12 protein-coding genes are annotated in these 14,724 nt (G+C 50.8%); 2 read left to right on the top strand and 10 right to left on the bottom strand.

Features of this window, described 5'->3' with window-relative positions:
* Positions 1-44: 44 nt before the first annotated feature.
* Positions 45-281 carry a DUF896 domain-containing protein gene (locus tag ACYVUV_RS03850; protein WP_439776231.1) on the bottom strand — a complete coding sequence of 79 codons (237 nt, stop codon included), beginning with the start codon at positions 279-281 and terminating at the stop codon, positions 45-47.
* A 152-nt stretch (positions 282-433) separates the two neighbouring features.
* Between ACYVUV_RS03850 and lexA the strand changes: the two genes are divergently transcribed.
* Positions 434-1,054 (top strand): transcriptional repressor LexA, encoded by a 621-nt coding sequence (gene lexA, locus ACYVUV_RS03845; RefSeq protein ID WP_439776232.1) that lies wholly within the window; start codon positions 434-436, stop codon positions 1,052-1,054.
* Between the two features lie 209 nt (positions 1,055-1,263).
* On the top strand, positions 1,264-2,112 hold the full coding sequence (locus ACYVUV_RS03840; protein WP_439776233.1) for a GRP family sugar transporter: 849 nt from the start codon (positions 1,264-1,266) through the stop codon (positions 2,110-2,112).
* A gap of 93 nt (positions 2,113-2,205) precedes the next feature.
* Here the strand turns inward: ACYVUV_RS03840 and ACYVUV_RS03835 are convergent, their stop codons facing one another.
* From ACYVUV_RS03835 to rimM, 9 genes are all read right to left on the bottom strand, one after another.
* Positions 2,206-3,066, bottom strand: a complete 861-nt coding sequence (locus ACYVUV_RS03835; RefSeq protein ID WP_439776234.1) for a transporter substrate-binding domain-containing protein — start codon at positions 3,064-3,066, stop codon at positions 2,206-2,208.
* Positions 3,067-3,261: 195 nt separating this feature from the next.
* On the bottom strand, positions 3,262-3,795 hold the full coding sequence (locus ACYVUV_RS03830; protein ID WP_439776235.1) for a hypothetical protein: 534 nt from the start codon (positions 3,793-3,795) through the stop codon (positions 3,262-3,264).
* Between the two features lie 56 nt (positions 3,796-3,851).
* Entirely contained in the window at positions 3,852-6,086 is a 2,235-nt protein-coding gene (locus tag ACYVUV_RS03825) for a DEAD/DEAH box helicase (RefSeq protein ID WP_439776236.1), read from the bottom strand.
* A gap of 23 nt (positions 6,087-6,109) precedes the next feature.
* Positions 6,110-7,432 (bottom strand): ATP-binding protein, encoded by a 1,323-nt coding sequence (locus ACYVUV_RS03820; RefSeq protein ID WP_439776237.1) that lies wholly within the window; start codon positions 7,430-7,432, stop codon positions 6,110-6,112.
* The gene (locus ACYVUV_RS03815; RefSeq protein ID WP_484498999.1) at positions 7,432-9,318 is read right to left on the bottom strand and encodes a TerB N-terminal domain-containing protein; all 1,887 of its coding nucleotides are present in this window, start codon (positions 9,316-9,318) and stop codon (positions 7,432-7,434) included. Before ACYVUV_RS03815 ends, ACYVUV_RS03820 begins: the two co-directional genes overlap by 1 nt.
* A gap of 122 nt (positions 9,319-9,440) precedes the next feature.
* Entirely contained in the window at positions 9,441-9,788 is a 348-nt protein-coding gene (gene rplS / locus ACYVUV_RS03810; protein WP_003612033.1) for a 50S ribosomal protein L19, read from the bottom strand.
* A gap of 121 nt (positions 9,789-9,909) precedes the next feature.
* Entirely contained in the window at positions 9,910-13,458 is a 3,549-nt protein-coding gene (locus ACYVUV_RS03805; RefSeq protein WP_484498998.1) for a DEAD/DEAH box helicase, read from the bottom strand.
* Positions 13,459-13,477: 19 nt separating this feature from the next.
* The gene (gene trmD / locus ACYVUV_RS03800; protein ID WP_439775137.1) at positions 13,478-14,206 is read right to left on the bottom strand and encodes a tRNA (guanosine(37)-N1)-methyltransferase TrmD; all 729 of its coding nucleotides are present in this window, start codon (positions 14,204-14,206) and stop codon (positions 13,478-13,480) included.
* Positions 14,206-14,709, bottom strand: coding sequence for a ribosome maturation factor RimM (rimM, locus tag ACYVUV_RS03795; protein WP_439775138.1), 504 nt, complete (start codon positions 14,707-14,709; stop codon positions 14,206-14,208). Before rimM ends, trmD begins: the two co-directional genes overlap by 1 nt.
* Between the last annotated feature and the right edge of the window lie 15 nt (positions 14,710-14,724).

The following is a 14,724-nucleotide window of genomic DNA, read 5'->3' as shown; positions in this document are numbered from 1 at the left end:
ATACTATCTTACAAAACTTCAGACCATTTTTAAAGAAAAAATTCCTATCTGAGGCCCTTTTCCTTCTGAATCTGCTTGGCTTTCTCTGGGGTGACGTCCTTGCCTTTGTCATCGACGATCACCAGACTGTCCAGCTGCTGCCTGAAGCCCGCCCGGAAATTAGCGATAAACTTCTTGTGCAGTTCTTTGCGTTCGGCTTCTTCTGCTTCCGTCAAGCCGCTTTCCTGCTTCTTCTTGTACAATTCATTGATTCTTTGTCTTACTTGATCTGATTCTGCCATAAACATAGCCACCTTTCTCGTGATATGAATAGTGTACTCGCTTTGTAAAAATAAAAAAAGTTTTAAGCCTAGAACGCCTGTTTGCAAACTCTCCGAATATTTGCTAAAATAAATAATAACCGACAATAAGATTTTTGACGAAGGTAAAAAATATGGCAACTCATGACTCGAAACAATTAGAAATTCTGCAATACATCTATGATACCGTTGAAAACCGCGGCTTCCCGCCGACGGTCCGGGAAATCTGCGCTGCTGTTGGCCTGTCCTCAACCTCCACCGTCCACGGCCACTTGACCAGACTGGAGCGCAAGGGCTACCTCATCAAGGACGCCACCAAGCCCCGGGCTTTGGAAATCACCCATGCCGGCCTGGACGCCTTGGGTATCAAGCCTAAAGACATCCCTGTGATCGGCGTTGTTACCGCCGGACAGCCGATTCTGGCTGTCCAGGACGTGGAAGACTACTTCCCGCTTCCGCCGAACTTGGCCAGTGACGCTGGTGAGCTCTTCATGCTCCGGGTGCACGGCACTTCAATGATCAATGCCGGTATCTTGAACGGTGACTACGTCATTGTCCGCAAGCAGACCACGGCCCAAAACGGGGAAATCGTGGTCGCCATGACCGATGACGGTGAAGCAACAGTCAAGCGCTTCTACAAAGAAGACCTCCACTACCGCTTGCAGCCGGAGAATGATGCCATGGATCCAATTATCTTGGACCATGTGCAGATTTTAGGCAAGGTTGTTGGCCTTTACAGAACAAATATTGATTAATTCATTATTGCCGGTAAGTGACCAATATTGACTGATATTGACTAATATTTTTTGAAAAAGGTGCTTTGTTTTATGCAAATCATCTTTTTATTTTAACCGTTTTCTGAAAACGGTTGACATTTTCATAGCGTTTTCTATTGCTATTTTCCTAAAACTCCGTTAACCTAGTAACTATTCGACAAATTATTAGTTAAAGGGGTTTTCAATTAATGAATATCATCATTGCTTTACTGCCAGCCATTGGCTGGGGGGTTATGCCATGGATCGTCAACAAGGTTCCTAACAGCAAGCCGGCCAACCAAATCTTCGGCGTCGGCATGGGTGCCACTATCGTTGGCATTATCGTGACTTTAATTCAGCATCCGGCCATGTCCATGCCGGTCTTCTTCCTGTCACTGCTGTCCGGTGCTTTATGGACCATCGGCCAAATCGGCCAGTTCATTTCCTTTACCCGGATCGGGGTCAGCAAGACCATGCCGATCTCAACTGGCCTGCAGCTGGTCGGCAACACCATCATCGGGGCTTTGATCTTCGGTGAATGGAAGACCAGCAACGACTTCATCTTCGGGATCATCGCCCTGGCCATTATCATGGTCGGCGTTGTCTTGACCGCCTACACGGAAAAAGGCGACGACTTCAGCCAGAAGACTACCAACAAGGATATTCTTTTCCTGGTCTTGACCACGGTCGGCTACCTGGCCTACTCCGCCTTCCCTAAGACTATTACGGCTGATGCTGAATCAATGTTCCTGCCGCAAACCCTGGGGATCCTGCTGGGTTCAGTGCTCTACCTGGCCTTCAGCGGCAACAAGGCTGCCTTCAAGGAAAAGGCCAGCTACCTTGACCTCTTCGCCGGGATCAGCTTCGGTATTGCCGCTTACGCCTACATCATCTCCGCGCAAGTCAATGGGGTGACTAACGCCTTTATCTACGGGCAGCTGAGCGTCATCATCTCCACTATCGGCGGGATGACCCTGCTAGGTGAACGCAAGCAAGGCAAAGAACTGGTCGCTACGCTTGCAGGCCTCTGCCTCATCGTTGTCGGCGCCATTCTTTAAGACTAAAAATAAAAATCAAAAATTTTACGTGCTAGCAAAAAAGCTAGGAGCTGACGCTCCTAGCTTTTTTGCTTTCTGTCTTATTCTGATTCTTTATTGAATCTTGACCTTCTGGCTTTCTGCCTGCTTGACGTCAAAGCCGGAGACCTTACCAAACCACTTCTTAACCAGCTGGTCATATTTACCGCTGGCCCGCAGCTTCTTCAAGGCCTTATTAATGGCCTGGCGCATTTCGGTTTGCCCTTTTTCAACCCCGATACCGTAAGGCTCCTCAGCCAAACTGGCCTTGGTCAAGGTGAATTCCGGCGTGTCAGCAATCAAGCCGGCCAGAATCCCGTTGTCGTCGATCATGACGTCCCCTTGCCCTGCCTTTAAGGCATTGAAGGCTGAACCATAATCGTCAAACTGCTTGACGCTGGCCTTTGGTGCCAGCTTGGCCACCTGATTGGCCACGTCGGTCCCCTTGATGGCAATGACGACAACGCCTTTCTTGTTAAGGTCAGCAATCGTTCTGATCTTGCTGGACTTCTTGACGATCATCGATTCGTTGGCGTTAAAGTAAACGTCTGAGAAGTCAATCACCTTCATCCGCTCCTTGGTGATGGTCATAGTTGAGATGACGGCATCAAGGGAGCCGTTGTGCAAAAGCGTGATCCGGGTCTTTTCCGTGATCGGCCGGAAGACAGCCTTGCCTTTAGGGCCTAAGATCTGCTTAGTAATGGCCGTGGCCAGGTCGATTTCAAAACCTTCGATCTTGCCGGTTTTGATGTTGGTCAAACCGAACAGCTTCGTATCCGGCCGGACCCCCCAGGTAATCTGCTTGGACTGCTTGGCCCGGGCATAGCTGCTCTCCTGCTTGCTGGAACAAGCAGTCAGGCTGGTCGCCAGCAAAAGCAGCAGGCTCAAAGCCAAGGCCTGGATGATTCTCTTAATTATTTGCGGCTGTCTCTTCATGTTTTTCATCTTTCTATCATATAGGATCTATTTAACATTATACCCGATAATCAAGGAAGTTTCTTTTGTTTATATTAAAAGTCTATTTTTCTTATTTTATTAAGTTAGACCCAGTGAAAAGCTTGAAAAATTATGATTTCAGAAAAGTAAAGCCTTTTCCTGGAGTTTTTATCCTCGAAAAAATTTAAATTAAAATCAACCGTAGTCGACATTTTTCATGGCTGACCATTGCTTGCCCAAGCTTTTGCCAGCAATTTCAAAGGCTAAGAGCTGGTCCAGGTCAGCAAATTTTTTTACCTTCACCTGCCCGCCTTTTTCCAAGCGCCAGGTCAGCTGCCGGTAAACCTTCCGCTCACTGGACTGGCCCAGACTGTATTGGCGGCCTGCCAGAGAGAACTGAATGTCGCAGCCATCTTTGATTGCCTGGACAAACTCCTCCAAGCTCTCAAATTGCACGCTCCAAATGGCCACCTCGCTCATCTGGGGCCAGCAGGCGGCTAAAGATTGCCCCCCAATCTCACAGGCCAGAAATTCCTCTGTATTGGCAAAAAACTGCTGCTCTTCCGGCAAGTCGCAGTTGATCAAGGTCTTGCTTTCTGGAGTCAAAGGATTGCCATCATCAACTAAAAGCCACTGCTGGCCGTTTAACTTAAAATGTATCTCATCGCTGTCATCAGCGGCTGTTTCTAATTCTTGAAAACTGGAAATCGGACGCTTGCTTACTGACATAAATTTCCTTTCTAAAAAATCGAGATTTGATTATTAGACATTATTGTACATCTTTTTCAGCCCTCTTGTCTCGTAATCTCTCCGATTGCCCGCCGCATTTCAGCCAAATCCAGGACGCTATAGGCAAATTCTTTTCTGACCAGGTCATCTGGCAGGTATTCGTCATACTTGTCAAAAACTGGCACTTCCTTAGGATAGAGCAGGTCCAAGGGGTCAAAGTCTTTCGCGGCTTCTTCAGCCAGAATCTGGTAAAAGTCTCCTTCACTGACATCCATGCTGAACTGGATGTAGTAGGGCCGGACTGAGTCAAAATTCTTCAGCCCTAAGCGGCTTGCGCACTTAAGGCGCAAGAAGCGCTCCAAAGCCAGGAAGGCATAAGAACCCGTCCAAGGGAACAGGCAGTAGGTTTTAGCTCCCAAATTGACCAGCTGCTTACCTGGCAGGCCGGCCGCTTGCGCCATTGCCCTGGTTTCGCTCAAACGGGCAGCCGCGTTTTTCATCAAGTAAGGATACTGACGCTCCTCTGCCAGAATCTTCCTCATCTGCTGGAGGACTTTGGGATGGATGTCGCCCGCTACATCCCCAAAGTAAGCCGGAATCCGGCCCTTGACCTGGTGGACATAGACCTGCCGCCGGCGGCGGTCGATTTCTTCAACCACCCAGACATGGCCGGCAATGGCGATTTTTTCCCCCAAGGGCGGCGGCTTGACGATCGTCCCCAGTTCTTCAGACTCAGCGTGAACGCTGTATTCCTCATTTTCTTGGAAAACGGCGTAAAACTTGAAATTGTTGGTAACCCGCTCGCCAGCCAGGCCAACGATCAAACCGCCATTTTCCGTCAGCTGGATCTGGTCGGTCTTGATCAGATGGCGGAGCAAAACTTTATAGTCATCCTGGCTGACCCAGCGGAAGTAGGACAGGGTCAAGACCCGGGAGGCCAGTTCTGCCGGGCTCATCTCCCCGCCGGCCATCAAAGTGGACATGGTCTGGTGGTAAAGGAGGCTGTAAGGCAATTGGTGGTCTCTTGGCGGTTCAACCCAACGCTCTTGTAAATACAGCTCAACCAGGGCAATCCCCTGCAGAAGTGACCAAGGAATCAAGACCGGCAGCATGGCCCGGCTTTCGGCCTGCTCTTCGCGCATGACAAACCACATTTCTGCCGGGTTGCCCCGCCGGCCGGTCCGCCCCATCCGCTGCAAAAAGCCGGAAACCGTAAAGGGCGCTTCAATTTGAAAGGCCCGCTCTAGCTGGCCGACGTCAATGCCCAGTTCGAGCGTAGCCGTCGCACAGGTCGTAACGTTGGCGTCTTCATCCTTCATGATGTCCTCCGCCCCTTGCCTGAGAGCCGCGGACAGGTTGCCGTGGTGGATCATGAAGCGGTCTGGTTCGTGCTTATATTCGCAATACTGCCGCAAAACTTGGCAAACAGCTTCACATTCTTCCCGGCTGTTGGTAAAAACCAGGCACTTTTTGCCACGGGTATGGTTAAAAATATAGGCCAGACCCGGATCAGCTAATTCTGGAGCCTGGTCGCTGGCCTTAGCTAAAACGGCTTGGGCCGGCAGGGCAGAATGCTCGCCTGCCTGCTCACCGCTATTATAAAAGTGCTCCATTGACAAGCGCCAGCGTTGGGGCTGGCTTTTAACCTTAGGGATCCTGGTCTTATGGCCTGATCCTGCCCCTAAGAACTGTCCAGCCGCCCCTGGATCCCCGATAGTAGCTGACAGGCCAATCCTGCGCGGCTTAACGGCCGCCAGCCGGTTTAGACGCTCTAAGAGGCAAAAGGTCTGCCCGCCACGGTCGCTTCTTAAAAATGAATGCAGCTCGTCGATGACGACATAGCGCAAGTCGCCAAATAAGCGGGGAATATCCGCGTGCTTGTTGATCATGAGGCTCTCTAAAGACTCCGGCGTTATCTGCAAAACCCCCTGGGGCCTTTTGAACATTTTCCGCTTTTGAGAAGACGAAACATCCCCATGATAGCGCCAAACCGGGACGTCACTGCCTTCGCAGATGTCTTTTAACCGGTCATACTGGTCATTGATCAAGGCCTTTAAAGGGGCGATATAGAGGCAGGCAATGGAGTCAGCCGGATTTTCCGCCAAATCTGTCAAGATGGGAAAAAAGGCTGCTTCGGTTTTCCCCGAAGCAGTCGAAGCCGACAAAAGCAGATTGTCATCCGTATCAAAAATCACCTGGGCCGCTGCCGTCTGCAGGGGCCGCAAGGTCTCCCAGCCCCGGGAATAAATATAGTCCTGGATGAAGGGAGCATAGCGGGAAAAAGTATCCATAAACAAACTTCCCTAAGCAAATCTTAAATCGTAAATTCAGCAAAATCGCTGGTCTTTTCATCTGACACGGCGTCTGGCTCAGTATAAGCAAAATCCCCGTCTGTTAAGAGGCTCTGCACGGTCTGGCCAGGATTCTGCAAGACAATGTCCAGCAGCTCAATAAAGTCCCGGATAATTTCTCTTGGGGTGATCATGCTGCTCGTGCCGACTCTGCCATATTCAATCTTGATGAAATCAGCCAGATCCTTTTCGCTGATCGTCCGTTCATAGCCGTAAAGGCTGGCATGCATGTCAGCCAGCTTTTCAGTTAAAACCAGCATTTCCTCAGCGGTCAAGGGCTCCAGGCGGATAACTGGGGCATACAGGTCCCGCTGCCCTTCTTTGGCAAACTTGCCTTCAGCCAGACGGGACCTGAGGGCTTCATAAGAGTAAACCCCCCGCCGCCGGTCTTCGATCGCTTGCGGCGTGGCCCCCATAATAATGCCCAGGTACTTGGCCTTGCCCTGCATGGCATCATTATACATGCTGAGCAGCTTTTCATAGTTGTACTGGCGAGAGATGGCGTTGGGAATCTTGTAGAGGTTGACTAATTCATCGACCATGATGAACATGCCGCTGTAGCCAGCCTGGCGGAAGAAGACGGCAAAAAGCTTCAAGTACTCGTACCAGTCTTCGTCAGAAATAATAATGTTGACGCCCAGGTCCTGCTTGGCCTCGGTTTTCAGCCGGTATTCCCCTCTGAACCATTTAACTACCTTTCCTTTGGTCTCTTCGTCACCAGCCAGGTAAGCATGGTAGTAGCGCTCTAAAAGCTGGGCGAAGTCATAGCCATGCACCATTTCACTCAAAGAAGAAATCTGGCTGACGATCTTCTGGTCAACAGCGGTCTGAAAGCCGGGGTCATCAAAAGAAATTTCGCTGGCTACTGCCGTTTGGACATTGTTGATCCAGCGGTCCAAAACTAAAGTTAAGGCCCCGCCTTCCGGCCGGGTTTTAGTTGCCAGGTTCTGGATCAGTTCCCGGTAGGTAGCTAAACCTTGCCCCTTGCTGCCCTGCAGGCGGCGTTCCGGGGACAGGTCAGCGTCTAAGACGATGAAATTCCTGTCCATCACATAATTGCGGATGGTCTGCAGCAAAAAGCTCTTGCCCGACCCGTACCGGCCCACGACGAAGCGGAAGGAAGCCCCGCCTTCTTTGACTAAGTCGACGTCATGTAAAAGGGCCGCGATTTCCGCCTTCCGGCCCACTGTAATATAGGGCAGGCCGATCCGAGGCACTACCCCGCCTTTAAGTGAACTGATAACTGTTTGGGCAATCCGCTTGGGAATCCGTTTCTTTTGCTCCACTATTTCTCCTCAATTCCTAATAAGTCAGCGAGGTCGCTTCGGTAATCCTCCACGATTTCCGCCTTTTGGCCATCGCAGTCGATTACGGCATCGCCGATTTCGTCAAAAATCTTTTCATTAATTTGGTCCACGACTACGCTTAAAAGCAGGTGCTGCTGACGCAAAAAGTCCTGGTAGGGCTGATCATTATATATGGCCAGCAAGAGCTTTTGCTCAGTATCGTTTAAGCCCAGGTCGCTGGCAGCCGCTTCATCGATGTCCTTTGTCAGCTTTTCTTCTGCAGCAGAAGAATCAGTTACTTGCTTACTTATCTCAGCTTCTTCCGCCTCCAGCTGCCGCTCTTCCTCAGTCAGCAGGCTTTCCTTGGTTTCAGCGGCATCGGCCCGGATCTGGTCCAAGCTGGCCAGGTTGATTTTAACCTTTGGCCGGGTTCTTTCAGCCAGAATTTCCTGATAGTCGGCAATTCCTTGCACGATTGCCTGTTTAAAAGCCGGGGGCAGGTCTTTTTCTTTTAGGGCCCGCCCCTGTTTAAAAGCCTGCCGGCTTAAGCGGTCAAATTCATGCATGAAATTGGCCAAAAGCTGCCTCTGCCGGCTGGAAGGCCAGTAGACTTCATTACTCCACTGCCCGCCTTGGCAGCGGTAGACCAGGCCAGGGCCTAAAACAAGCTCAGCCTCTTTTACCGGATCAAGGCTGAAGAAGACCGTGTCAGCAAACATTTCTACCGGAAAAATGGTCTTTCCCCCCACCAAAAGCTTGAGCAGCTGGTAAGGGTTCAAGCGGACCTGTTGCCAAACCTGGCCCAAAAGTTCATAAAACTTCTCCGGCTCTTTTTTCAGCAAGGGATTGTTCTTGGGCAAATATGAAGACAAGCAGCAGATGGCTTGGTAGAGTTCCTGCCCGCTTGCTTCAGCAGACAGGAGATTATGATAAACTTCCCCCCGCATCAGCTCGTCTTCAAAGGCTGGCCGGACTTCATCAAGCGGAAAATCATAATAGACCAGGTAATTCTGCAGAATGTGCTTTTGCTGCCAACTGGTGGAAATATCTTTTTGCTCCGCGCACTTGGCAAAAAGCAGGCGCAGTTGGCGCAGACCGTCGGCTTTATCCTTAACCCCAATCTGACAGACCAATTCACTGGCCAGAAGGTAAATATAGGCGCTAGAAACAGGCTTGTACTTGCCCTGCCGGAACTTGGTCCGCCAGGAAAAATAGGACCGCAACTGGTCAACATTCAGATCATGGTAGACTGGCCGCTGCTTGTTAATTGGGACCATTTTACCAAAGTCATCTTCATAATTGGCCATCAGCATCCCCTGCCGGTAAAAATTGCTCTCCCGCCGGGGAACAGCCAGATAGTCGTAACTTTCCTGCATCTGCTTGATCCCTTCCGGAACCACGGGCTTGCCCTTCTCAGCCAGCAGACGGTCAAAGTCGCTGTCTTTGAAAAAGGCTGGCCGCTTTGGGATCACTTCTTCTTGGAAGTCTTCTCCCTCATCGTCTAGCAGGTAGATTTCATGCTCTTGGCTCTTTTCTTCTACAGTACTTTTCACCGCTTCCAGCGGCCGGGAACTCTGGTAGGCAGAATCCAGGGTCTTGTAAAAGAAGCGGTCGTTTAAATCGGGATTTGCTAAATCAACGCTGATCCAGGCCGGATCCTGCATAAAGATGGCCGGCCCAAAAGCCGGCTGGGCAGCCAAAAACTTAGCCAATGACCCGCATTTCAGTTCAACCGTTTCGCGGCCGTCCTTCTTAAGAAGCAGGGCGAAGCTTTCGTTTGCTCCTGGGACCGTGACCGCGGCCAGGGTTTGCCCAGCCAGGTCGACATAGCTGGCCTCAATTCCATATTTGCTTTGAATGTAGTCGGCTACTTCCGCCAAGCGCATGCCTGCCCCTCCTTGCTGTTTTTATCATAATTATAGCACGATTTTTCGAACGTTAGTTCCAAAACGCGCAAAAATAAAACTGCCTTGCAAAATGCAAAGCAGTTTCAGATTCGTTGTCAGAATTAACGACGACGTTCTGCGATACGAGCAGCCTTACCGCTACGAGTCCGCAGGTAGTAAAGCTTAGCACGACGTACGCGGCCGTGACGGGTAACTTCAACCTTGGCAACACGTGGAGTGTTAACTGGGAAAGTCCGTTCAACGCCAACGCCGGAAGCGATCTTACGAACAGTGTAAGTAGCACCGATGCCAGTCCCCTTCTTCTTGATTACGACACCTTCGAAGATCTGGATACGTTCGTGAGTACCTTCAACAACACGTACGTGAACACGAACAGTGTCCCCGGCACGGAATTCAGGCATGTCGTCACGAAGTTGTTCTTTAGTCAATTCTTGAATTAATGGATCCATTATTGTTTCTCCTTCTACGGCATTCATCAACCTCTCTGGGCCAGCGGAACACCCCTAATCTTTATTGGCAAAATACCACGTCTAATAGAATACCATCTTTGGCCAGGCAAAGCAAGCTTCTTTAGTCCAAAATCTTGAGCAAGTCTTCCTTTTGCAGGCTGGCGCTGGAAACAGATTCTGCCGTCAAAATACCTTGGGCCAGCTGGCTCTTGGCTTCCTGCAAGTCCAAAATAGCTTCCTCAACCGTATCCTTGGCAATCAGCTTGTAGACCGTTACCTTCTTTTCCTGGCCGATCCGGTGGGCCCGGTCAGTCGCCTGGTTCTGGGCCGCCACGTTCCACCATGGGTCATAGTGAATGACGGTATCCGCCCCGGTCAAGTTAAGGCCCGTCCCTCCGGCTTTAAGGGAAATCAAGAAGACCTTAGCCGGACTGTCTTTATGGTTGAAGACGTTGACTAAAGTCAGCCGTCTGGCCTTAGGAGTCTGGCCATCGATCCGTAAAAAGCCGATTTCCTCTGCTTTAAGGCTTTCTTCCAGCAGGTCCAGCATGCTGGTAAACTGGGAGAAAAGCAGGACCTTGTGGCCCCCGTCAATCGCGCTCTTGATCAAATCCACGCAGGCCAGGCGCTTTTCAGATTCACCCTTGTAGTCTTCATAGAGCAGGCCTGGGTCGCAGCAGATTTCCCTGATTCTGGTCAATGCCGCCAGAATCTGAATCTGCTCGCGCTTGATGCCCTCATCGTCCTCAGCCATGACTTTCTTTTTCAAGCGGGCAATTTCAGCGTCATAAAGCTTTCTCTGCTCTTTTCCCATGCCGACGTAGCGAACTTCCTCCAGCTTGTCTGGCAGGTCCTTGAGGACGTCTTTTTTCAAGCGGCGGAGGATGAAGGGACCAACCATCTGGCTGAGCCGGGTTAGGCAGTCCTGGTCATCTTCCTTAACGATCGGGCTTTCAAAATCCTTCTTGAATTCCCGGTAACTCTTTAAAAAGCCCGGCATGACGAAGTTAAAAATACTCCAAAGCTCGCTCAAGCGGTTTTCAATCGGTGTCCCGGTCAGGGCAAAGCGGTGTTTGGCCTTGACAACAGAAACCGCCTTAGCCGCGGCTGTGCGCGGATTTTTGATCATCTGCGCCTCATCGATTACTTCATAGACAAAAGTATGCGGCTCATAGTTGGCAATATCGCGCTTAAGCAGGTCATAAGAAGTGATCACAACGTCGACATCATTCAAATCAGCCAGTTGCTCGCTGCGCTCTTTCTTAGAGCCGGCTAAAGCCAGGGTCTTCATTTCCGGGGCAAACTTTTTAAACTCCGCTTCCCAGTTAAGGACCAAAGAGGCCGGAGCCACGACTAGGCTTGGCTTGTCCTTTTGACTGGCCAGGAGGCTGATCACCTGCAGGGTCTTGCCCAGGCCCATTTCATCCGCAAGAATCCCGCCAAAGCCATGCTGGGCCAGCCGGTTCATCCAAGCCGTCCCGGTCTTTTGATAGGGCCGGAGGATCTTGTCCAGACTTTCTGGCAATTTTAGCGGCGCTTCTTTCTGGTCAAAGTCGTTGATCAATTGCTGGAAGTGGTCGTCTCTTTCAATTTCGCCCATCTCCTGCTCTTTTAAGAGCTGGTCGACGTAAAGGGCCCGGTAGGCCGGCATTTCCAGTTGCTCTTTGCCAAAATCCTTGGCGCTTAAATCCAGATTTTGGGCCAAAAGAGCCAGCTTTGCCAAGTCCTGGCTGGCCGGGTTAACAAAGTTGCCGTTTTTCAAGCGGATGTACTTCTTCCGGTCCTTGTACTGGCTGAGAACTTCCGCCAATTCTTCTGGCGTGAGGTCGCTTTTCAGATCCAGGTGCAGAAGCCCGTCACTTAAGGAAAGGCCAAAAGCCAGATTCAGCTTGTCTTTAAACTTGAGCTTTTTAAAAGCCGGGGTGACTTCAACTTCATCAAAGGCGGAAAGCAACTTCGGCATCCCTTGCAAAAGCTGGTATACCGCGTCGTCATCCCCCTTGTCCAAGCAGCAGTCGCCGTCTTCCAGGTCAAAAAATTTCTCTAAAAGCTCAGCCAGCTTCTTTTCCTTGTACCAGTCCCGCTTAACTGCCCGCTCCCCGCTTTCGCCCAAGCGAAGCGATTTACCCTGGTAAAAGACTCGGGCCTGGCCAACTACTTCATCGCCCTCTACATCCAGGCGCAGCTGGCTCTTTTCCAGTCCTCCTGCTTCTTCTAAAAGCTGCTGGGCAGCCGGGCTAATGGTCAAGTTGCTGTATTTTTTCAAAAGGGGCAGGACAGTGGCCTTGAATTGGCTCAGCTGGTTTAAGTCAAAAGTTGCGTCAATGTCTTCTTTATTGCCAAAAAGGGCGTAGAGGGTATTACCAAGCTTGCTAGCTACAAATGCCTCATCGGTCAGCTGGTAGCTGGCCCGGATCCCCCGGAGAACCGGCGGGCAAGTCCCGGTAATGCTGATCCCCCGGCCTTGGTACTCGTCGATCTCAAGCTCAGCTTTTTCCAGTTCGCCCCGCTTGGCTGGGACAAGCTGCTTATTGTCCAAGTTTTCAACTTCGCTGCCTTCAACTGCCGCGAAAAAGCTGTCAATCCGGCCAGAAGCAATCTCAATGCTTCTTTTTGTCTCCCCGTATATATCGGCACCATCGGCCGCGATCGTGGCCAAAAAGCTGAACAGGCGCTGGCTGGCCGGGTCAAAAGAATCCGGTGACAGCAAAACTTCTTCTTTCCCCAGGGAAATTGGCCGCCAGTTTATAACGTCATTTACGAAGGTCTCGATGTTTTTCACCACATAGAGCCGCTTTTTGCCGACTTTAAACTTGACTAAAAAAGATCCGCCAAGCTCGCTTTCCAGCTGGGCCAAAAGCTTAACGTCCTCTAAGGCATCTTGGTCAAATTCTTCCAGCATCTCTGCCCTGGTCAGGGCCTGGTCTGCCTGATAGTCAGTTACTTCACCCGGGTTTTCCCGCATGATTATATAGACCAGCTTCTGCAAAAGGGCAATTTCATGCCGGCAAGGTCCAGTGATCTGGTCCTGCTGGCATTCGTCATAAGTGCATTTCAGCTCGATCACTTTATCCGGGCTGACCTTGACCTCGGCTTCTTCGTCTTGACCTGTACGGGGAGAAAACTGGCCGAATGACTTAGCGGTCAGAAGCTGCTCACCATCTTCACTCACCTTGACAAATCCCAAATTGGCCAAGGCAGGATTTTTATTGATCCGCTCCCAAAGGACCGGGTCAAAGTCGACAGATTCAAGGATCTTGCCAGCGTCAAAAATATAATTGACGTATTTCTGGCCCATTCCATATACTTTGTCAATTATCTCTTTCTGACGCTTTTTGCGCTCGTCAATTGTCAAATCACTGGTCAAGGGTTCCTGGATGGCCTGCATCCCTTCGATAAAAAGCTCCGTGGCGTACAAACAAGCTGCCTCGTGCTTGCAGTTGTAGCCTTCAGCAGCGTAGGGGCAGTCGCAGTCCATCCATTTGATCTCGCTCCAGTCGTCAGAGAAGTCGATCGTTACATCATAGCTGTTCCCTGGCTTGCCAACCCGGCAGTGAATGCCAGCCGGCAATTCGCTGTAGCTGGGCGCGTAGACCCAGTCCCTTTTCCAGTAGTCCCTTCCCCGGTCCAGGATCCGGTTGGAAAAAAGCTTTCTCCATTGCAGCGTCATCTAATCACCTATTCCTTAGTTAGTCTTCTGCCTGCTCGTCTGCTCTGATCTGCCGCAGCATTCTGACCTCTTCTGGCGTCAAATTCCGCTTCTCCAGCAGGTCCGGCCGGTGCAATTTAGTGGCCTTCAAGGCCTGGTAGTGCCGCCATTCGTCAATCTTGCCGTGGTTGCCTGAAAGGAGGACATCTGGCACCTCTTGCCCCTCAAAATCAGCTGGCCGGGTGTATTGCGGATATTCCAACAGGCCGTCTGAGAAGGATTCTTCAACTGGTGACAAGGCATTGCCCAAGATTCCTGGCAAAAGGCGGACAGTGGCGTCGATCATGCTCATGGTTGGCAGCTCCCCGCCAGTCAAAACGTAGTCGCCGATGGAGACAGTTTCGTCAGCCAGGTCATAAACCCGCTGGTCAAAGCCTTCAAAGTGCCCGCAGATAAAGGTCAGATTTTCTTCCTTGGACCACTCTTGAGCCATCTGCTCGTTGAAAGTCTTCCCCTGAGGAGCCGTAATGATGACCTTGCCCTTGTTTTCAAGCGAATCTAAGGCCTTCTTGATTGGCATCACCTGCAAAACCATCCCGGCCCCGCCCCCATAAGGAGTGTCATCGACGGATTTGTGCGGCCGGTCTGAAAAATCGCGGAAGTTAACCAGGTTCAACTTCCACTTGCCATCTTCCTGCCCCCGGCCCAGCAAGGATACCTGCAAGGGGGTAAACATTTCAGGGAAAAGGGTCAATACGTTGATGTTCACTATCTCAAGCCCTCCATTAATTCAACCCGGACTTCTTTTTTAGCAATATCCACGCTCTTAACGACTTGCGGGATGTATGGGAGCCAGAAGCTCTTGCCGTTTTCGTCAGTTACTTCCCAGATGTCATTGGCGCCTGGAGCTTCGATATCAGTCAATTCGCCGATTTCTTCCCCGCTTTTATCGTCCAGCACCTTGCAGCCCAAGAGGTCCCGGTAGTAGTAGACCCCATCAGGCAGTTCCCCCTGGTCTTCTTCGCTGATCAAGATTTCCGTTCCCTTCAGCTTTTCAGCCTGGTCGATATCAGTGATTTCCTCAAAAGTTACCAGCCAGAACTGCTTAAAGGGCCGGCCAGCAGCGACCGTCACTTCCCGGCTGCCATCGCCCAGGTAGAGACGTGACCCAGTCCTAAAACGGTCTTCCGGAAAGTCGGTGGTCAAAGCGACCTTGACTTCACCCTTCAAGCCGTGGGTCGCGATGATTTTGCCAACATTGTAGTAATTCATATTGTTTGTTTTTTC

This window comes from Lactobacillus sp. WILCCON 0149 (assembly GCF_057197965.1).
This window is presented reverse-complemented; position numbering and strand designations above follow the sequence as displayed.

Excerpts from the sequence above, each read along its gene's own strand:
- ACYVUV_RS03850 (WP_439776231.1), bottom strand. The coding sequence starts at position 281 with ATGGCAGAATCAGATCAAGTAAGACAAAGAATCAATGAATTGTACAAG.
- lexA (WP_439776232.1), top strand. The coding sequence starts at position 434 with ATGGCAACTCATGACTCGAAACAATTAGAAATTCTGCAATACATCTAT.
- ACYVUV_RS03840 (WP_439776233.1), top strand. The coding sequence starts at position 1,264 with ATGAATATCATCATTGCTTTACTGCCAGCCATTGGCTGGGGGGTTATG.
- ACYVUV_RS03835 (WP_439776234.1), bottom strand. The coding sequence starts at position 3,066 with ATGAAGAGACAGCCGCAAATAATTAAGAGAATCATCCAGGCCTTGGCT.
- ACYVUV_RS03830 (WP_439776235.1), bottom strand. The coding sequence starts at position 3,795 with ATGTCAGTAAGCAAGCGTCCGATTTCCAGTTTTCAAGAATTAGAAACA.
- ACYVUV_RS03825 (WP_439776236.1), bottom strand. The coding sequence starts at position 6,086 with ATGGATACTTTTTCCCGCTATGCTCCCTTCATCCAGGACTATATTTAT.
- ACYVUV_RS03815 (WP_484498999.1), bottom strand. The coding sequence starts at position 9,318 with ATGCGCTTGGCGGAAGTAGCCGACTACATTCAAAGCAAATATGGAATT.
- rplS (WP_003612033.1), bottom strand. The coding sequence starts at position 9,788 with ATGGATCCATTAATTCAAGAATTGACTAAAGAACAACTTCGTGACGAC.
- ACYVUV_RS03805 (WP_484498998.1), bottom strand. The coding sequence starts at position 13,458 with ATGACGCTGCAATGGAGAAAGCTTTTTTCCAACCGGATCCTGGACCGG.
- rimM (WP_439775138.1), bottom strand. The coding sequence starts at position 14,709 with ATGAATTACTACAATGTTGGCAAAATCATCGCGACCCACGGCTTGAAG.